Here is a 19,814-nt window from a genome sequence, read left to right on the forward strand (position 1 = left end):
GAGATGTTCTTTGTTCTTCCCGCGACAGTGCAGCCGAAATGCAGCTCAGGTGCATCAAAACCATTTCTGGAGTTCATCGCTTTGCACCTGGGAGCGCCCTCGCGACCAACCGCCGCAGTCGTTCTTGGATGTTCAGAGTGCGGCGGACGATAATTCTAACACCGCCTGCGAGTTGGAGGTTTCTGCTCCCCAGATGACATGTTGGATGCCTCATCGAGCAATATCCGTCGCATCCAGATGCTCGCAGGATCGGTATTGTGGAACGAGGGCCACTGCAGGGCCTCTGTGAAGGTGGGTAGAGGGAGAGGCGGTTCGATGATCCGCAGTGGCATCCGCTTTTCAAAGTATCTGGCCAGGCGGAAGGGCATCGTGCCGATACGGCTCGTGCCTAATAATATAGGCGGAATCAGGCTAAAGCCTTGCACGACGACCTCTATTCGTCGTCTGACACCGTGCTCAAGCAAAAACCATTCTTCAAGGTTCGGTCTTAGTGCCCGCCCGAACTTGGCAGTCACGTGTCCCATCGAGATGTATGTTTCAAACGTAAGCTGCCGGGATAGCTGCTTGTTCGCGCGGCATCCCACGCATACGAGGGTCTCGTCGAACAGCGTCGCCTTAGGATGCGCGCTCGACATGAACAGTTCCGGCAGGATCAGAAAGTCAACCTCGCCCCGCCGGAGCAGCTCATCCGGTTCATCGGAAAATGGCAGCAGTTCGAAGCGCACGGCGGGAGCTTCTTGTGCCATGCGGTCGACGATTCTGCGGAAAAACACGATAGTCATGAAATCCGAGAGAATGACCCTGAAGCGCCGACTGGACTGAGTCGGGTCGAACGCGTCTCGCGAAATGATGGAGAGTTGGATGTGCAGCAGGGCCTCGCGAACCGGGCCTGCAAGCGACTCCGCACCAGGTGTCGGGACGAGTTCTCGACCTTTCATAGTGAATAGTTCATCGCGGAAATAGGTGCGCAGCCGTGCGACAGCAGCGCTCATAGCGGGTTGGCTCAGGTTAATTTTGCGAGCCGCCGCTGTGAGATTGCGCTCCGTCATCACGGCGTCGAGCGCAACGAGAAGATTTAGATCGAGTCCCTTGAACCGCATGTCGTAAGTCTATCCATCGTGTGGATGTGTTGTATCGAAACAATCGATTTTACCAAACTGCGGGAGATTGGATAGCAAACTGAAGTTTGGAAAAATAATTAGGCCCACCGCGATGCTCCTTGATCGTTCACGTGCGCTCGCTGAAAGTCTTCCGGATGGGAGAGCGAATGGCGTCATCCGTTTTGAGGATGCCTATAGGTGCGCGGCGTTGCTTCTTTTCGGTGCTAGGCCCGCTCGATCGGGCTCGAAGCAAGTCCCGATAAACCTTGGTATGCGGATTTCAACCGTTCCCATATTTGATGTTTACTCGCGTACAATTGAGAGCGCTTCAGCCTCGTTCTACTGTCGAGAAATAGCGGCAGAGCAGTTTGCGAATGCCAAGCTTTGCAGGCCCGTTTCAAACCGCCTGCTTGTCCAGCGTATTCGGGGCGTCTTGAAGATGTTTAAGAAACAGTTTGGTCCGATGCCGCTCAGATGCGCCATCGATGAGGGCCCGCGCCTAAATGGCTTGCCGCAAGACCACAATATGCCGGATTGCGCCGCGAGGGGAGGGAGAAGAGCTCTCTGGCGCAAACAGGATCTGGCTTGTCCAATCGCCTCGAAGGCATCTTCCGACATATCGCGCGCATGGCACATCCGCCGGATCAAATGTGCGGACAAAGCCATGGCTCCGCTGCATGCAACGCGAGGCGTGCGAGCGCAGAACCGCGGTGCCGAACTCAGACACAGCATGGCGGCGCGTTCCAGTATTCATCGTGGTTCAGCGGGTAACGAGGCCTTGTGACCATCTCAACTGTTACAAGGAAGCTTGCCATGAACATTGCGGTATCTCCGACTGCGGAGGGTGCCTCTGCGCGCGCTCAGGTACAGTGGCGGCGTCGGTGGGAAAGCGAACTGGGGCTTACCGAGCACGCCGAGCTCGCTGAGTTCTTCCGCAAGAGTTACGGCCCGACAGGTGCGTTCAATGCGCAGCCGTTTCAGGGGAGCCGAAGTTGGGCCGGCGCAAGACCCGAGGTTCGTGTAGTTGGTTACGACGCGCGCGGGATAGCAGCACACGTCGGGCTACTACGACGCTTCATCAAAGTTGGCGGAGCCGATCTCCTTGTGGCCGAACTGGGATTGTATGCGGTCCGTCCGGATCTCGAGGGGCTCGGAATAAGCCACGCAATGCGCGTGATGTATCCAATACTGCACGAGCTGGGCGTTCCGTTTGGCTTTGGCACGGTTCGACCGGCGCTCGAGAAACATATGACGCGACTGGTCCAAAGGCAGGGGTTCGCCACTCTTATGAATGGCATCCGCGTGCTCTCCACGCTGCCTGACGTCTATCCCAATTTGTCGCCGACCCGCATGGAAGACGTGATCGTGGTGGTGTTTCCAGTTGGTCGCTCGATCACTGAGTGGCCGGCCGGGACGGTGATTGATCGGAACGGGCCTGAGTTGTGACAGAGCGTTCCTCCCCATCTGTTGTCCGCTGCGACTACGCTGACGCGAGCGGAAATCCGGCTGTCTACTTGACCTTTGACGACGGGCCGAACCCATTTTGTACGCCTTCGGTGCTCGACGTGCTGGCGCAACATCGGGTCCCGGCGACGTTCTTCGTCATCGGCACGTATGCGATCGAGCATCCTGAGCTGGTCCGACGAGTGGTTGCGGAAGGGCACGAGATTGGCAACCATACGATGACGCATCCTGATCTATCCAGATGCGGCCCTACGGAGCTTCACGATGAAGTGCTGAGCGCGAGCGAGGCGATCCGTCTGGTGTGCCCGCACGCCTCGCCCCGGCTTATGCGAGCACCTTACGGAATATGGACGCAGGAGGTGCTCGCAAAGACAGCAAGCGCCGGCCTCACAGCTCTGCACTGGTCGGTCGATCCGAGAGATTGGTCCCGCCCTGGGGTCGAGACAATCGTGAATTCAGTCCTAGCGAACGTTCGCCCGGGTGCAATTGTGCTCCTGCATGACGGATATCCTCCCACTGACGAGCGTCTGGGCGCGGATACCACGCTGCGCGATCAGACCACGATGGCGCTGGCTTTTCTAATTCCGGCACTACAACGGCGCGGGTTTGCAATCCGTCCACTCCCTCAACTCCACTGAAAAAACGACACCCAATGGACCTGCTTGCGACGACCAGTGCTGCCGCCGTTTCATCATATGCGCTACTCTCGACTGTCTATAAGAGTCTACAAGCGCTTTATGCCCAACCGGCGATGAGCTCATCGCAACGAGACAACTTGAGACAAGCCGAGGTGTTCCTTCCTACTGTTGACGTCATCGTGCCGTGCTTCAACGAGGATCCAGACACCCTCGCCGAATGTCTGGACTCGATCGCCTGTCAAGACTACGCCGGAAAGATGCAGGTCTATGTGGTCGATGACGGGTCTGCAAACCGCGACGCTGTCGGGCCCGTGCACCAGATGTATGCCAACGATCCGAGATTCAGTATCATTTTGCTGCCAAACAACGTAGGAAAGCGCAAGGCGCAGATAGCTGCAATACGTAGCTCATCCGGTGATCTGGTTCTCAACGTCGACTCCGATACGATCCTTGCTGCTGACGTCGTCACAAAGCTCGTATTGAAGATGCATGATCCGGACATTGGTGCGGCCATGGGTCAGCTGATCGCCAGCAATCGCAACCAGACCTGGCTGACCAAGCTGATCGATATGGAATATTGGCTCGCGTGCAACGAAGAGCGTGCGGCGCAGGCGCGCTTCGGTGCCGTCATGTGCTGCTGCGGCCCATGTGCCATGTATCGGCGATCCGCACTCAACTTGCTACTTGACCAATACGAAGCGCAATTCTTTCGTGGGAAGCCGAGCGACTTCGGCGAGGACCGCCATCTAACGATACTCATGCTGAAGGCGGGGTTTCGCACCGAATACACCCCGGACGCAATAGCAGCTACGGTCGTCCCCCACAGTCTTCGGCCGTATCTACGACAGCAACTGCGCTGGGCGCGCAGTACCTTTCGGGACACGTTTCTTGCGCTGCGCTTGCTGCCAGAGCTCGATGGCTATTTGACGCTAGACGTTGTCGGGCAAAATATCGGCCCAATCCTCCTCGCCATTTCATCACTTGCGGCGCTCGCACAGCTTCTGATCGGCGGCTCGATACCCTGGTGGACGGGATTGACGATTGCAGCGATGACCATGGTCCGGTGCAGCGTCGCAGCGCTGCGTGCGCGCGAATTGCGGTTTATCGCATTCTCTCTTCACACACCCATCAACATCTTTCTCTTACTTCCCTTGAAGGCCTATGCGCTTTGTACATTGAGCAATAGCGATTGGCTATCGCGGAAAGTAAGCAATGTGCCGGTGGATGACGAAACGCAGCGTGTCCTTCACCCGAACGTCGGAAGAGGTGCGGCCAATGCGGGGGGGAGCCCCGCGCCCCTCCATAAGGCGGGTTTGCCGCATCGTCCATCGAGCGTGGTGGCGACGGAGAGTGTTTCCTGTCGCGATCATTCGACGGCCTTCAAATAGGTGCCCGGCTCATGACTCTGGACGCATACCATCACTTGTTAGAGCGAGAGTTTGCCGCCGACGACCCATGGAGCCTCGACAGTAGTTCGTTCGAACAAGCGCGATACGCAGAAATGCTCCGGATGTTGCGTTGCAATGGAGCAGGTGCTTCGTCTGCTCTCGAAGTAGGATGTGCGGCCGGCGCATTCACAGAGATGCTGGCACCGTTATGCGTGCGGCTTACCGTGTTGGATGTCATGCCGCAGGCGATTGAAAGAGCCCGACTGCGGACCAGTAAGTGGTCACATATAACTTGGGTGACCTGCGGCATTCAGCGGTTCTCGACCAATGAGCAGTTTGATCTAATCGTGGTAGCCGAGGTTCTTTATTATCTCAAGGACGTGGCCGAGATGCAGGCGGCGATTCGCAACATGGTGAGAATGCTTGCGCCAGGTGGCACTCTGATTTTCGGGTCTGCACGTGATGAAATATGTCAACGTTGGGGGCATGCTGCTGGTGCGGAAACAGTGATTGCTCTCTTCAACGAGAGCCTATCAGAGCTCGACCGTCTAAACTGCCATAGCGGGTCGGCCAACGAAGACTGCTTGATTGTCCGGTTTCGGAAGCCGGACGGCTCGTCAGAACAATCACACGTCGGTCATTAGGCCAGGAGAGCGTATGCGCATTTGCGGAATCAAGTTGACACATGATGGGGCAATTGCCGTCATCGAGAATGGTCGCCTTCTTTTTTGCATGGAGCAAGAGAAGCGCGGCAACAGTCCACGCTATCAGTCCGTCGACAATCTCGACGCAGTTCTGCACGCGTTGGCGGAGCATGGCCTGGACCCGTGCGATATTGATCAGTTCGTCATTGACGGCTGGGACGGCGAGAAAGAATCGCAGTTCCAAGTCCTAAGCGGAGCGGTGCCGGTCGCGCTGAAAGGGGCGCCATATGTCGAGCGTCATGCTGAGGGCCTTCTCGATTCTGTCGACGGCTTTGGCCTCATGCTCGGAGGCAAAGAGTTTCCATATAAAAGCTACCCGCATGTCACGGGCCATGTCGCGTCAGCATATAGCACCAGTCTCTTTGCAGTCGCGGGAAAGCCTGCGTTCTGTCTGGTTTGGGATGGCTGTATCTTTCCACGTCTTTACTATGTCGAACCTGGCGGGGCGCGGCTCATCGCAGCGTTGTTTCCGATGATTGGACACGCCTATGCTGCCGCGGGCCTTCACTTCGGGCCATACCGGCAGCCGAACCGCTCCAGTTGGGATCTAGGTATTGCCGGCAAGCTGATGGCCTACATCGCGCTTGGCTCGGTCGACGAGAGCATCGTGGACGTGTTTCAGGAGCTTTATGAAACATGCTTGGCTGGCAACACGGAGCAGGCTCGCCGCTACCGTGAAGACATCAACAATGCGGAATCGTCTCTTGCTGCTATGCACGAGTTCTTCGAGGCAAGCGCATTGCGCCTGACGGCTAAGCGAGCGGAGGATGTCCTTGCCTCGTTTCATGTTTTTCTGGAGCGTCTTCTTGTTAGGGAAATGTCGCTGGTTTTGCTCAGATATTCGTCACTCCCCGGAGCGCGAAATCTATGTATCGCCGGAGGTTGCGGTCTCAATATCAAATGGAACAGCGCGCTTCGCGCGAGCGGATTGTTCGATGATGTCTGGGTGCCGCCATTTCCGAATGACAGCGGCTCGGCAATCGGCGCGGCGTGCGGCGCTATGGCAGCGCAAGATGGCTTCGGGCCGTTGGAATGGTCTGTTTACAGTGGTCCGGCGCTGCGGGAGAGCGAGATTCCACCGGACTGGGAAGCGGCGCCCTGCAGCTTGCGTGAACTTGCGTCGATTCTTGCAGACAATAAGCCCGTCATCTTTCTTACCGGGTGTGCCGAGCTTGGACCGCGGGCCCTGGGTGGTAGAAGCATTGTAGCAGCTCCGACGTGCCCGGAAATGAAGGATCATCTCAACGACATAAAACTTCGCGAGCACTTCCGACCGGTGGCGCCGATCTGTCTGGAAGATCGCGCGGCGGAGATCTTTAACCCGGGTACGCCAGATCCTTACATGCTGTTTGATCACCAGACCCGGGCAAATTGGCGCGACAGGATCCCCGCCGTGGTCCATCTTGACGGTTCGGCGCGGCTGCAGACGATCTCGCGCAACTCACCTCATAAAGTTGCCGCGCTTCTCGTCGAGTTTGAGCAGCTCACGGGCATTCCGCTGCTCTGCAACACGAGCGCCAACCTCCACGGACGGGGCTTCTTTCCGGACGCTGCAGCGGCCTGCAAATGGGGGCGTGTCGAGCATGTTTGGTGCGAGGGCATGCTCTGGAGCAAAACGGTCGTCAAGAAGCCATCGTGCACGGAACGGCTTCTGCCAGCCTAAGATGAACATGTCCACTGTGGCAATCGACCTTGCCGGCCTGAAAAAGTCATTTGGCGACAAGCTCATCGTCAATGACCTGTCATTCTCGGTCGCGCGCGGAGAGTGCTTCGGACTGCTTGGGCCAAATGGAGCTGGCAAGAGTACGATCGTACGAATGCTCCTCGGCATGATTTCGCCCGACGTTGGCACGATTACGCTCCTCGATGAGCCTGTGCCTTCGCGCGCTCGTGCGGCGCGTGTGCGGGTCGGCGTAGTGCCGCAGTTCGATAACCTTGAATCGGAATTCACAGTCCGAGAGAATTTGCTGGTGTTTGGCCGCTATTTCGGCATGAGCACTCGCAAGATCGCGGCGGTCGTGCCCTCTCTGCTCGAGTTCGCGCGCCTTGAAACCAAAGCAGACGTGCGCGTCTCCGAGTTGTCTGGCGGCATGAAGCGGCGGCTGACGCTGGCGCGTGCTCTGATTAATGATCCGCATCTACTCGTCATGGACGAGCCGACAACTGGTCTGGACCCCCATGCGCGCCACCTGATCTGGGAGCGCCTACGTGTCCTGCTTGCGCGCGGCAAGACCATCCTCCTGACCACCCACTTCATGGAAGAAGCCGAACGGCTATGCGATCGACTATGCGTGCTTGAGAGTGGCTGCAAAATAGCCGAAGGCAAACCACACGCTTTGATCGACGAGCATATTGGCTGCAACGTGATCGAGATTTATGGCGGTGACGTACATCAACTTCGAGAGCTGATCAGGCCTTATGCGAAACACATCGAAGTCAGCGGCGAGACACTTTTTTGTTACGTGCGCTATCCGGAGCAAGTCCGTGCGCATCTGAGCGGGCGGTCGGACCTTCGCGTTCTGCAGCGCCCCCCGAATCTGGAAGACGTGTTTTTGCGGTTGACCGGGCGCGAGATGGAGAAATAAGCAATGGATGATGCTTATGCGTCGGTAATGCCGGCTAACGCGTACAACTGGATCGCGGTATGGCGTCGAAATTTTTTGGCATGGAGGAAAGTAGCGCTTGCATCGCTGCTCGGCAATCTCGCTGACCCAATAACCAATCTGCTTGGTCTCGGCTTTGGTCTCGGCCTCATCGTGGGACGAGTTGAGGGGACTTCGTACATTGCGTTTTTGGCGGCGGGTATGGTCGCAATCAGCGCGATGACATCCGCAACCTTTGAAACCCTATATGCGGCCTTTGCTCGCATGGATGCCAAGCGTACCTGGGAGGCAATCCTGTTCACGCAGCTCACGCTTGGCGATATCGTTTTAGGAGAGTTGGTGTGGGCGGCAACTAAGTCCGTACTAGCGGGGACAGCAATCGGGATTGTCGCTGCCACGCTTGGCTATGCATCCTGGTCGTCGATTCTCTTTACGATACCAACAATTGCCCTTACGGGCCTCGTCTTCGGCAGCCTTGCAATGGTCGTCATATCTCTTGCCCCAACTTACGACTACTTCGTATTTTACCACTCGCTCCTCCTCACGCCCATGGTGTTTCTGTGTGGCGCGGTCTTTCCGACGAGCCAGCTGCCCGATTCATTTCGTAACTTCGCCGGCGTCTTGCCGCTCTCACATTCGATCGGCCTCATTCGCCCAATGATGCTGGAGCACAGCGTTGGCGACGTTCTGCTGCATGTCAGCGCGCTTTGCTTGTATGCGGTATTGCCCTTCCTCGTATCGACACTATTGTTTCGGCGGCGCCTGCTGCGATGATGTGGGAGCATCGAAATTGATGCCGCGTCACGGTGGGTTCTCCAACAACCCGCGAGACGATGAACATGGCCATGCCCATGCGTACAGGTAGCCGCCAAAGCCATCGAATGCGCAGGTGAGCCAGGTATTCCGACGAAATGGCCGTCGGTGAAGAGAACACGCAAATGTTTAGAGACGCAGTACATCAGGGACAGCGCCGCTATGAAGTTCTACCAACGCAGCTCGCCGGTATCGCGATCACAGGAGCTGACCTTGGGAGAGAAGATGGTCGACCTGTCTGTATCGATATCTGCTGTCCAACCAAGAGGGCAGGAAAAGGCAATCAAGATGGCTAGTGGTTCGATCAATGATCGGTTCGTAGTGTCCCGACGACGCACTGGGCTCGGTGACTGTCTGTGGTCACTGGCGGCGGCCTGGCGGTTTGCAAAGCAGACAAGACGTACCCTGGTAATCGATTGGCGGGGGTCTTGTTATCTTGACGAACCATTCGCCAATGCCTTTCCAGTCTTCTTCGAACCGGTTGAAGACATCGCCGGCGTGCGCGTCATTTGCGACGACGACCTCAATCGACGTTCGTTTCCGGGGCCATTCTTTCCGGCATGGTGGAATAAGCCATCTATCGATTGCGTCTATCGCCCGGACGAGCAGATCTTTCGAGAACGTGACGAACTCGATCAACTGTTCCAAAGCAAGAGAGATAGTGACGCTACCACGGTGGTGTGTGACGCCTGTCTCATGTGGCGTTGCGATCAGGAGGCGGAGCGAGAGATCTTTCGCAGTATCAAGCCGCGACCTGAAATCCGGGCCCGGATTGATGCGATCTACCGCGAGCACTTCGAGCCATACAGCGTAATCGGTATTCATGTCCGTCATGGCAATGGCGAGGATATTATGGGGCATGCTCCTTACTGGGCAGACACGGAGCGCGCGCTGCGGCAGGTTTGCATTGCCATCGATAAGGCCAAGGCTTTACCGCACGCAAAACCTGTGAGAGCGTTCCTGTGTACGGATAGCGCGATCGTCCTTGAGCAGATTTCAAAGGCATTTCCGGATGTTTTTGCGATCCCAAAACAGTTCCAGGCACCCCAGGCCGGCCCATTGCACAACGCCGCACTCGGAGCCGAGGGTGGCTTTTCTGCCCTGACTGAGATGTATCTCCTGGCGCGCTGCGACACAGTGATCAGGTTTCCCCCAACGAGCGCCTTCACGCGCTATGCCCGTCTCTTTGCTCCGCGCGTTATAGAATTCGATTTGAACGATCGGAGCGAGTTGATCCTGATTGAAGACAACGCGCAAGAGCTCGCGGCGCCATGAAGGGCATAACCCGCCTCATAGACCTGATCGCTGCTCTTTGTATCCAGAAGTACTGGCAGTTCTTGTACGTACGGAAATCGTCTGGCCAACGTGATGCTGTTGCCGCGAAATGGGCGCACAGAGCAAAACGGACGGGGGGCCAGACGCCGTTCACTGAGACGTAACATCGCAATAGCGGTCCCAGCTTGTTGCGCAGCGCAAAATAGACGGAACAGTTTGCTTCGCTTCGAGCGGAAAATCCATACGTTGCTCATGGCGGATCAACACATAGGACGCCATTTCGGGGGAACGAGCGCGTATAGGATAACACAGTTGGCTCAGAGCAGGGCCCGACAATTCAAAATTGATCGCCGATAATCTAACGTGCGAGGCTGGTGCGTCAGCTTTGGAGGTGTTCCGAAAGACCCTGCCCCGATATCCGGTGCGATCTTGAGGTCGGAGAGAGGCATCGGCCCGCCGCTTTCGATTGCGCGATCACGAAGGCAAACGCGGCTCGCTGCCTTGTCATGAAGCAGCGAGCGGCCCCGCAAGCTTACGTGCCGGATTGGACATTGCTGTCACAAAGCGTACCCGCCGCTGTCTTGCATCTGCCAAGTATTCCATGCGCGCGACATTAGGACGCAAAACAGGGGGGATTTACGTGCACCGCAATGGCGCAAATCCTGCTACCCGTTCGCTGGCGTAACAGTAGAGGGCGCGCTTGTGAGTCTCGATCTGCCAAATGAAAATCTGATCAGAGACCTGCCGTCCGGAACACAACTGGGTTGCCCCGTTCGGGCCGACAAAGCGCATCCTGATGGCAGACAACAGAAGACGATGTTGCTCACCGGCTCGTCGCGCGGAATTGGGCATGCCACCGCCAAGCTCTTCTCGGACGCGGGCTGGCGCATCATTTCTTGCGCGCGTCAACCTTTTGATGGTGAGCGATGCCCCTGGGAGGCGGGGAACGACGATCATCTTCAGATCGACCTTAGCGATCATCGAATGCTTCCGCGCGCGATCACCGAGATCAGGGGACGCTTGGCCGGTGCGCCTTTGCACGCGTTGGTGAATAACGCCGGTGTCTCGCCGAAAACGCCAACTGGCGATCGGATGACCTCATTGAGTACGTCAACCGAAACATGGATGAGGGTATTTCATCTTAATCTGGTGGCTCCGATCCTGCTGGCGCAGGGTTTGTTTGACGAGCTAAGAGCCGCGTCAGGATCAATCGTGAATGTGACTTCAATCGCAGGCTCGCGCGTGCACCCGTTCGCCGGAAGTGCCTATGCGACGTCGAAAGCGGCGCTTGCGAGCCTCACGCGCGAGCTGGCTCATGATTACGCGCCGTATGGTATCCGCGTGAATGCGATCGCTCCCGGCGAAATCAAGACCAACATGCTGTCCCCAGACACGGAAGCTCGTCTCGTGCCAAGTATCCCGCTGCGCAGAGTGGGGACGCCCGATGAAGTTGCAAAGGTCATCTTCTTTCTGTGCTCGGATGCGGCGAGTTATGTCACGGGGGCCGAGGTGCCGATAAATGGCGGGCAGCACCTGTGAAGCGGCCACCTTGGTGATGTGGCTGAATTAAGCTGCGGCGCGCTCATGTTCTCCGCACCCACAAATCCGCAAAAAGTGAAACGAAGGCGCACCGGAAGTTTACCGTCGTGCCACGAAAAGATGTCACTGTTCTATGTCATCTCGTCAACACTTGGCGCTAGATCGAGAGTGACATGCAAAACTTAGCTCGCCAATCCGAACATGGCTCCATGGAGGATAATCAAAACAACGGAGACCGGCTCATGCTGCATATCCCTGCCTCAAGCGAAAGACCCGCCTCGCAAGCGGAGCCGGTGCGTAACGCCCCAGGGGAGCTGTCGCACGAGAGCGCGTTGAGCGGCCTCTTTGAAATATCCAAAATACTCAACGCTACCTGTCGCCTCGAAGTCACGTTAGCCAACGTCGTTGGCTTACTGCAATCGTTTGTGCAGATGCGGCACGGCATCGTCTCGCTATTTAGCGATGAAGGGCCGGAAATTCGAGTTGGTACCGGCTGGAGCGACGGCGACCAACCTTACCGGGCTTGCCTGCCGCGGAATGCATTGAACCAGATCGTAGCGACAGACAGACCTCTTATCGTCGAGAACGTAGCCGCCGCGCCAGCCTTCAGCGCCGCCGACCGGGAGGTTCTCGGTGCCTCAGACAATATGCCCATCTCGTTCATCGGGGTTCCCATTCACATTGGTGCGAGAGTTGTTGGTACGTTGACGATAGATCGTATCCAGAACGATGGCTCAAGGCTTCGTCTGGAGTACGATGCCTGGCTGCTCGCAATGGTCGCCAACCTGGTGGGGCAAGCAGTGAAGCTACATCGCTTCTTGGCCAGGGATCGCGAAGCGCCGTTAGTGGAGAAAGACCAGGGCGAGAAGCAGAGAGTTGAGCTTGGGTCGCCCAGTCGCGAGCGCAAGAAGCTTCACGCTCACGGGATCATTGGCGACAGCGCCGCGCTAAGCGGACTGCTCGAGAAGATCGCGGTTGTGGCCAAATCGAACAGCACGGTTTTGCTACGTGGCGAATCCGGCACTGGCAAGGAGCTCGTTGCCAAGGCCATTCACGAGTCATCGTCTCGCGCTAAGCGACCGTTCGTTAAACTGAATTGCGCGGCGCTTCCGGAGACGGTCCTCGAATCGGAATTGTTTGGCCATGAGAAAGGTGCCTTTACCGGTGCGATCAGTTCGCGCAAGGGGCGCTTCGAGCTGGCTGATAAAGGGACACTGTTTCTTGACGAGATCGGCGAGATCTCGGCGTCGTTCCAGGCGAAGCTGCTGCGAGTTCTGCAAGAACAGGAGTTCGAGCGCGTCGGCAGCAATCATACGATTAAGGTCGACGTTCGAGTTATCGCCGCGACCAACAAGAACCTGGAAGAAGCCGTGGCAAGGAGCGAGTTCCGTGCTGACCTCTACTATCGCATTAGCGTGGTTCCCTTGTTGTTGCCGCCGCTGCGCGAAAGACGCAGCGATATTCCGCTGCTCGCTAGAGAGTTCCTCAGAAAATTCAATAGCGAGAACGGCCGTACGCTCACCCTCGAGGCCGGTGCGATTGACGTACTGATGAACTGCGCCTTTCCGGGAAATGTCCGCGAGCTCGAAAACTGCATTGAGCGAACGGCGACACTGTGTGACGGATCATCGATTGTGGGAAGTGACTTTGCATGTCGCCGAGGGGAGTGTCTTTCCACCATGCTCTGGAAAAGTACATCCAATGACAAGACGGGACAACTGGCACCCATTCAAGCGATGCCTGCGAAGCCCGTCATTCCGCTAGATCAAACGACCGTTCCGCCGCAATCGGTTAGCGAGCCGACCGCGCTCGCTCCAGCCGGCACAGCTCTCGTTGGTGGTGCGAGGATGGCGGATCGGGAGCGAGTCATTGCGGCGATGGAAAAATCTGGCTGGGTGCAGGCCAAGGCAGCGCGCCTACTCGGACTAACCCCGCGGCAAATCGGCTATGCGCTGAGGAAATACGGGATCGAGATAAAGCGGTTCTGAACGCCCACATCGGCTGAAACTGCGACTACCAAAGCAGATGGGTAAAAACAGCCCAGGTTGGGAAATACACGGCTTCTGAAGAAAGCTGGCAGGCCCGAGGAAGGCGTTGCGCGCCGTGCACACTGGGGGCCTAGCGGCAGTGGTTGTCGGTCCCCTTTTCGCGTCCCCTGGCTGGCGACTCGTACGAAAAAGGACTGTCCGAACCTGACTTGTCTCGGTAGCGGTTTAGAGCGGGCACCACCCAGCTTAAAGCATTGCGACCGCGTGCCGATTTAAAAGAGGCGGTGATGGTACAACACTTGCTGCTCTCGTCGCGGCTATCGCCACTTTGGGAGTACACCGTGCACAATGTCGTCTGCATCAAGCAGGTTCCGGACTCGGCGCAAATCCGTGTTCACCCCGTAACCAATACAATCATGCGTCAGGGAGTACCGACCATCATCAATCCTTATGATCTTTTCGCGCTCGAGGCAGCGCTCGAGCTGCGCGACAGGTCCGGCGGCGAAATAACCGTGCTCGCCATGGGACCACCATCGGCAGAAGAGTCCTTGCGAAAGGCGCTGACTTTTGGTGCCGATCGCGCCATCCTACTCACCGATCGCTGGTTTGCCGGCTCCGACACGCTGGCCACAACGTATGCACTTGCAACCGCAATCCGGAAGATTGGCAAGGAATATGGCCCGACAAACCTCATCTTCACGGGAAAGCAAACCATCGACGGCGATACTGCGCAGGTTGGGCCCGGCATTGCAAAGCGACTGGGCGTAGTGCAGCTGACGTACGTTGCCAAGATCAAATCGTTGGACCTCGCCGCTGGAACAATTGAAGCCGAACGACGCGCCGAGGGCGGTGTTCAGATATTGCAGACCAAATTGCCGTGTCTCGTCACTATGCTCGAGGCGACGAATCAGATTCGGCGCGGCGCGATGACGGATGCATTGCGTGCCGCGCGTGCCCAGATTGTAAAATGGAGCGCGCAAGATGCCGGTATCGAAGACATCTCTAAATGCGGCCTCAAGGGCTCGCCGACGGTCGTCAAGCGTGTGTTCGCCCCCTCCGCCCGGGGTGAGAGGGCGGCGCTGGTTGAGGCTGCCGAGCAACCGGCGCAGGCGTTGATAGAGGCGATTTTCACGCATCAACCGAAGCTCGAAACCGATCTGGCGACACTTGCTCGCGAAGCTCGATCAGTAGCTTCCATGTGAGGAGAGTTAAAGACGATCGAAAGCATCTATCAACGACGCACATGTGTCGAGCGGCGCGCGCGACATGTAGCGGCGCATTCTACCAGTATGCGCAGGCCGAGTTACCGCCAAGATCCAGTTGCTTGGATTGCCGCACTCGTGCACGCGACATCAGCTGCAAGAAGGAGCGCGCAGTAAAATGTCCATGACAAGCGGCGAGCATTTGCGACACTGGTCCGCAGGTGGACCAGAATCAGCCATGATTCTCATTGTTTCACTGCTGACAGCTTTTACTTCGATGCGCAGGAGCAGGGTTAAGCATGCCAGATCTACCATCGCGAACGCCACCACGAAGCGGTTAAGCTCTAGGCAACGCATTGCCAGGCCCTAAACAGTCGGCCGGGACGAACTTGTTTCGTCAAAGGACCGTTCGCTTCTCATCCGCAGAGGTCAAATGACAACTCAAGAATCTCGATCTGTACCGGCGCAGGCTCCGAGGATATCCTGCGAGTATTTGACTGAGCGCGCGCGAGCCGTCTTCGGCCCACATCCATTCGCTGCGCAGATGTCGGAGGATCAGGTCGCCGGACTGCTGCCTGAATACCTTGCGATGTCACAGGCATTCCCGTACCTGCAGGCGGGATCGCAAAGGGAGCTCATATTCGATGCAATGCGTCACAATCGAGATATCACGAGGGATGTCGAACTGACCAGCGTGGTCGGGAATTTCATCTGTTGGGACGAGACCGGCGGCCATGGAAGAATTCTTCAGGGCGGTAAATCAGCGCTACCAGATATTCTGCTGACCGAAAAGTTTCACTCCAACCTATTGAGAAAGGATGCCTCGCAGCTACTCGGCAGAGCAATAGTGCCAAACTACAGTTTCAGGACGAGAAAGTACTTGCATTCTCTCTATGACGGATTGTCCTCGAACGACCCCCTGGTTCGTTGCGCCTACATGGTCGCTTTTGAACTGCATGCTGCGGACATGATCCAGTCGCTATGGACCAGTCTCGTCAGTACCTTTAGAGCGCGGCCGGACGATCTTCAGTATTTTAGCGACCATGTCGGCGGAGAAGATCCCGCTGAGAAGTACCATGGAGAAATGACAGGCCGGCTGATTGCCGAACTCGTGCAGCCTAACCGGAGCGATCGCTTTCTGAATGAATTCGATCAAGCCTATCGGCTCAGCGTCCGGTGGTGCTGCGATCTTCTGGGGATTGTCACACGCACGGGAGATGATCACTTTGAAATCTTGCATCATGGCAGCTGCCATTGCGGCTCTGTCAAGTTTCACGTGAGTGCGCCGCGCGAGCTCTCGGCAGTTCGATGCAATTGCTCAATTTGTCAGATGTCTGGATTTGTCCACTTGCTCGTAACTGGCGACAAGCTCCACATCGAGTGTGGTGAGGAATGCCTCACTATGTATCAGTTCAACAAGAACATCGCCCGCCACACGTTTTGCCGAGTTTGTGGCGTAAAGCCGTTCTATAGGCCTAGATCGAACCCATCCGGGTTCAGCATAAACATCCGATGTTTGGATAGAAAGACGATCGAGCACATCAGAATAACTGAGTTCGACGGCGAGCGTTGGGAGCAAGCATTCACGTCGGTGCACCTGGAGCCCCAATCATGCGTCGAAGACCAAAGGAGTGAGCTTGAATGGCACGCGCGATGACCGATAAATCCCGTCTGCTTTCAGAAGAAGCACTGACAAAGTACCGCATAGAGCTGTTGGTAAAAGGAACGGTCGTAATCGCCCCGCAGATATTGTTTACTCAGGAGGACTTGATCAAGATCGATCAGCTTCAGGCTGAGATTCCGGAAGAGGAAGTGCGGGAGGGAGATGCGGGCGACTTGCACAGCGTCTTTGTCAAGCGCGTTCGGGTAGACCCGCCCGGCCACACGCCGACAAACGTGAGTGGTACAGCTTCAACCCAGATCATGGAGCTACTTGAAAGTAAAGACCGCAGCTTCGCGCTAAGAAAGATCTTCGGAGCATCCTCAGATTACGTGGTTCGCCGATGCCAAATGCATCGCCTGCCGCCGGGTTCATTCGTCGGCGTCCATTTGGATGCGGCGAGTGACCCGGATTTCGAGTACGCGGTGATTGTGCAGTTAGCGAGAGACTTCGACGGCGGTGAATTTGTAGTATATCCAACGGGCTACGAGCAGCACGTATTCCGCCCTCCATTTGGTGCCGTGCTTGTCACAACATGTAGGGTCCGGCACGAGGTAAAGCCGGTCTCAGGCGGGGAACGCAGATCCCTCGTGTACTTCTGTTCAAAACGCGCTGGCGCGAACCGCCGGATCATCGAAAGGTCCACCGCGCGCGTATGAAGTGGCGCGCCAGATATGTTCCTCTGAGAGGGTGGCGAGCGAGCTCTCAGGGGAATTGAAAGATTGCATCTTGTGGTCAGACAGGTCGCCGTAAAGTCTGAGAGACCTCTGGTCGGACGGCGTGGCTGGCAGCGATCTGTAAAAGGACCACCACGCATCATTGGAGCAAGCGCGAGCTCTGCGATCGTGGCGATCTTTTTCGCTGTGCGAAACCAGGGGAGACGTGGGCCTGCGGGAGAACTACCCGGCAGCCAGGCGAAAAATTGAGCGGGTCTCGACGTGAGTTTTATGACCCCAATAGTCGGTGCTGCTGATCGTGCGCGGCCGGCCTGTCAGGTGCAATCACGACGCACTCCACGGTGCCAGCCTCTTCGTCGGCGGCAAGCGGGATCACGCCCTCCTTACGTGTGCGGTCGAATAGAATTCCATCTTTGATAAAACGAGCATGCGCCGCTTGGAAGGACGGTGATCGCACATTTCTTACGGACAAGATAACGTTGCGATGGGAATAGTCGAAGCCTAGTAGTCGGATGGCTATGTTGTGTAACACCGAGCCGCCACCCCAGCGGCCATTCGCTTCATTGAACAGCAACCGGCCATCTTTTGCAAAAATCGCGTCAATGTTGATCAATCCACGATATCCCAGGTCTCTCGCCAGTGCCACAAATCGGTAAGCATGCGCTTGGGCGGTCAACCATTGCTTGTTCTCCAAGTCACTTGGCAGCTCAAGCCCTGTCCAAATCAGAGCTCTCTCGGAGCGATCTGTGCTTTTACGCAGACGAATGTTTCCACTGTTAACAAAGACGATTGATGCATCATCCTGGATTGCATACTCGAGATAGAATAAAGAGCGAGCTAGGTGGTACGATTCCACGACCAGCGTCTTACACGATTCTGTCGTCATCTCGGACCAAAGTGCCTTGGGATCAAAAGATCGCCACGAAATCCACCGGGTATCTCTGGCTCCAGGTAAGGGATCGCTCTTATTGCTGGTCAAGATAACGTTTCCTACTCCACCAGCACCATTATCCAACTTTACGATGACCCTGCCGGTCTCGGATCTTAGGGAGGTGACCGCGTTTGACAGTCCGTTTGGGTCTGTGGCGACTGATCCGTGAGGAAGCGGAAGTGCGACGCTTGTTGCCAATTGACGGAAGTGGCTCTTGCGATTCAACAGATCAGGCCCGCGCTGCAAAGCGAAGTCGTCGCCGGTATTCGGTATGCCTAACCTGGCCGCGAGGCGCGCGACACCTTCGGTAAAGTAGCAGGGAGATAGTCGCCAGCCGGATTGCTGACAAACATGTCTTTTAATCTGCTCGACAACAGCCCTAGACAGCAATGTACAATCATCGAGGATGGTCGGTTGGCGGCTCTCACGTATAACCAGGCGAAGACTCGATGCATCGAAATCAAGCGTCGCTCCGATGAAGGATAGTAGATTTGCCGGGATCTCTACCGGTGAGACTATCAAGTCGCCCTCCTGAGCAAACCACGCTGAACGGTACGCCGAATTGGCCGCCAACGAGAGTTGGGCTTCTGTTAGATGGCCGCCCGACATCTGAGGCGTACCGGCATTCATAATTAGGATCCTCGGCATTCGCGACCTCCGGGCATCTGGACGTGATCAGGATGGGATCGTCATGGCAGTCACCATCAACTGGCCGTGCTGTTGTGAGGCGCTGAGATCAAGGAGCCCCCGCTGTCGCGCTGTCGCCCTAATGGAACGGGAGAGAACGGTGGGTCTGCGATCTGCCGATTGTGTGGCCTGGCAGCTCGCTTCATCAAAAGCGCTGGCCATTGCCTGGCGCGGTGTTCGGAATCCGTCGTGTGAAATGCTACCCCTTTGGCAGAACCTGTTCTCGATGGATGTGATGGGGTGCGAACGGCGGATATTGAAAGAGGGGAAGTTGCCGAGCGATCGCCCACTTCGCTCTACTCGGCGGCGGCCTTGTGCATCTGTCGGTAGTGATAGGCGCACCACGATGAGTTTGTCTTGCCACTCTTTGATGCACGGGCTCCCCACACATATATGGCCACTCCCACATCTCCATCTCTGAAGCCGATGATGCAGCGGCACCGACCTTCCATATGATCAATTAACAGAACCTTCTTGAGGCCGTCCGGGTCTTTCAACTTGTCGTCCCAGCATGCCAGGTAATGTCTTCTGATGCCGCGGGTCAGGCAGGGGCACGCGCGCGGGGCAACCCCGAAGGCTTGTGCCCCATCTGCCGGGCGTTGCGACCGAAGTGGCTCGCCACGTCCGGCATGCGGGCCTAGCGACGCAATCGGAACTCGTTGTCTAGCTCTCCCGACCGCTGGTCCATTGTGGCTGAGGAGCAAGACCGGCGATCGGTCCGCGGATCTAACCAGCTGAGGCATTCGAAGTCGTTCACACCCCAGATTAGGTGCCACCCTCAAAAGCCTACGAGCTAACGTTGCGTCAGATTCAAGCCCGTTTTTTGTCAACCTGTGAGAACGGGGGAGCTCATGCTGGCACCCAAGAGTGCTGCCAGGAGGTCTCGCATGTCGCAAGTATTCAGCGCTGCCTTGAGGAAGTGCTGCCCCGCTATTCAGTCTTGGCAGCACCCCGGCGAATGCGCCGGTGGCGTGACCAACTTACATGGGGCGCTGATTTCTAGCAGAATGAAGAGTTGCTCAGGGGGCGTATGCGGGACTGCCAACGCTCGGTCTGAGGACAAGCGGCGCGAAACGATCGTCGCAGGCGGCACCGCTGAACGAAGGAGCAGCTCGTCGAGACGGCAAATGTTTCTGCGGTGTGCG

Annotated in this window: 15 protein-coding genes; 13 read left to right on the forward strand and 2 right to left on the reverse strand. The window is 56.8% G+C overall.

All coding sequences use genetic code 11. The features are described from left to right. Positions 1-155: 155 nt before the first annotated feature. Positions 156-1,100 carry a transcriptional regulator NodD1 gene (nodD1, locus tag ACVIIW_RS16715; RefSeq protein WP_456701720.1) on the reverse strand — a complete coding sequence of 315 codons (945 nt, stop codon included), beginning with the start codon at positions 1,098-1,100 and terminating at the stop codon, positions 156-158. Between the two features lie 813 nt (positions 1,101-1,913). Between nodD1 and ACVIIW_RS16720 the strand changes: the two genes are divergently transcribed. The 13 genes from ACVIIW_RS16720 (at position 1,914) to ACVIIW_RS16780 (ending at position 17,033) form a co-directional block, all read left to right on the forward strand. Further along, positions 1,914-2,546, forward strand: coding sequence for a NodA family N-acyltransferase (locus ACVIIW_RS16720; RefSeq protein WP_456701721.1), 633 nt, complete (start codon positions 1,914-1,916; stop codon positions 2,544-2,546). Further along, positions 2,543-3,202: a chitooligosaccharide deacetylase NodB gene (nodB, locus tag ACVIIW_RS16725; RefSeq protein ID WP_456701722.1), complete on the forward strand. Its 660-nt coding sequence runs from the start codon at positions 2,543-2,545 to the stop codon at positions 3,200-3,202. The genes ACVIIW_RS16720 and nodB overlap by 4 nt, the downstream gene beginning before the upstream one ends. Positions 3,203-3,216: 14 nt before the next feature. Next, positions 3,217-4,590: a chitooligosaccharide synthase NodC gene (nodC, locus tag ACVIIW_RS16730; protein WP_456701723.1), complete on the forward strand. Its 1,374-nt coding sequence runs from the start codon at positions 3,217-3,219 to the stop codon at positions 4,588-4,590. A gap of 11 nt (positions 4,591-4,601) precedes the next feature. Next, positions 4,602-5,234, forward strand: coding sequence for a nodulation methyltransferase NodS (nodS, locus tag ACVIIW_RS16735; RefSeq protein WP_456701724.1), 633 nt, complete (start codon positions 4,602-4,604; stop codon positions 5,232-5,234). A 13-nt stretch (positions 5,235-5,247) separates the two neighbouring features. Then, entirely contained in the window at positions 5,248-6,957 is a 1,710-nt protein-coding gene (gene nodU / locus ACVIIW_RS16740) for a nodulation protein NodU (protein WP_456701725.1), read from the forward strand. A 1-nt stretch (position 6,958) separates the two neighbouring features. Then, positions 6,959-7,879 (forward strand): nodulation factor ABC transporter ATP-binding protein NodI, encoded by a 921-nt coding sequence (gene nodI, locus ACVIIW_RS16745; protein ID WP_456701726.1) that lies wholly within the window; start codon positions 6,959-6,961, stop codon positions 7,877-7,879. Positions 7,880-7,882: 3 nt separating this feature from the next. Beyond that, complete coding sequence (locus ACVIIW_RS16750) at positions 7,883-8,671, forward strand: ABC transporter permease (RefSeq protein WP_456701727.1); 789 nt, start codon at positions 7,883-7,885, stop codon at positions 8,669-8,671. A 201-nt stretch (positions 8,672-8,872) separates the two neighbouring features. Beyond that, positions 8,873-9,985: a nodulation protein NodZ gene (locus tag ACVIIW_RS16755; protein WP_456701728.1), complete on the forward strand. Its 1,113-nt coding sequence runs from the start codon at positions 8,873-8,875 to the stop codon at positions 9,983-9,985. Positions 9,986-10,744: 759 nt separating this feature from the next. After that, positions 10,745-11,524, forward strand: coding sequence for an SDR family NAD(P)-dependent oxidoreductase (locus ACVIIW_RS16760; RefSeq protein WP_456705177.1), 780 nt, complete (start codon positions 10,745-10,747; stop codon positions 11,522-11,524). 242 nt (positions 11,525-11,766) lie between these two features. Continuing rightward, a complete protein-coding gene (nifA, locus tag ACVIIW_RS16765) occupies positions 11,767-13,512 on the forward strand; it encodes a nif-specific transcriptional activator NifA (protein ID WP_456705178.1) in 1,746 nt (581 codons plus the stop codon). Positions 13,513-13,853: 341 nt separating this feature from the next. Further along, positions 13,854-14,714, forward strand: a complete 861-nt coding sequence (locus ACVIIW_RS16770; RefSeq protein WP_456705179.1) for an electron transfer flavoprotein subunit beta/FixA family protein — start codon at positions 13,854-13,856, stop codon at positions 14,712-14,714. A gap of 433 nt (positions 14,715-15,147) precedes the next feature. Next, the gene (locus ACVIIW_RS16775) at positions 15,148-16,371 is read left to right on the forward strand and encodes a GFA family protein (protein WP_456701729.1); all 1,224 of its coding nucleotides are present in this window, start codon (positions 15,148-15,150) and stop codon (positions 16,369-16,371) included. Next, on the forward strand, positions 16,356-17,033 hold the full coding sequence (locus ACVIIW_RS16780) for a 2OG-Fe(II) oxygenase (RefSeq protein ID WP_456701730.1): 678 nt from the start codon (positions 16,356-16,358) through the stop codon (positions 17,031-17,033). Before ACVIIW_RS16775 ends, ACVIIW_RS16780 begins: the two co-directional genes overlap by 16 nt. A gap of 286 nt (positions 17,034-17,319) precedes the next feature. Here the strand turns inward: ACVIIW_RS16780 and ACVIIW_RS16785 are convergent, their stop codons facing one another. Then, complete coding sequence (locus tag ACVIIW_RS16785; protein WP_456701731.1) at positions 17,320-18,612, reverse strand: preATP grasp domain-containing protein; 1,293 nt, start codon at positions 18,610-18,612, stop codon at positions 17,320-17,322. Positions 18,613-19,814 lie beyond the last annotated feature (1,202 nt).

The organism is Bradyrhizobium sp. USDA 4449 (genome assembly GCF_054056275.1).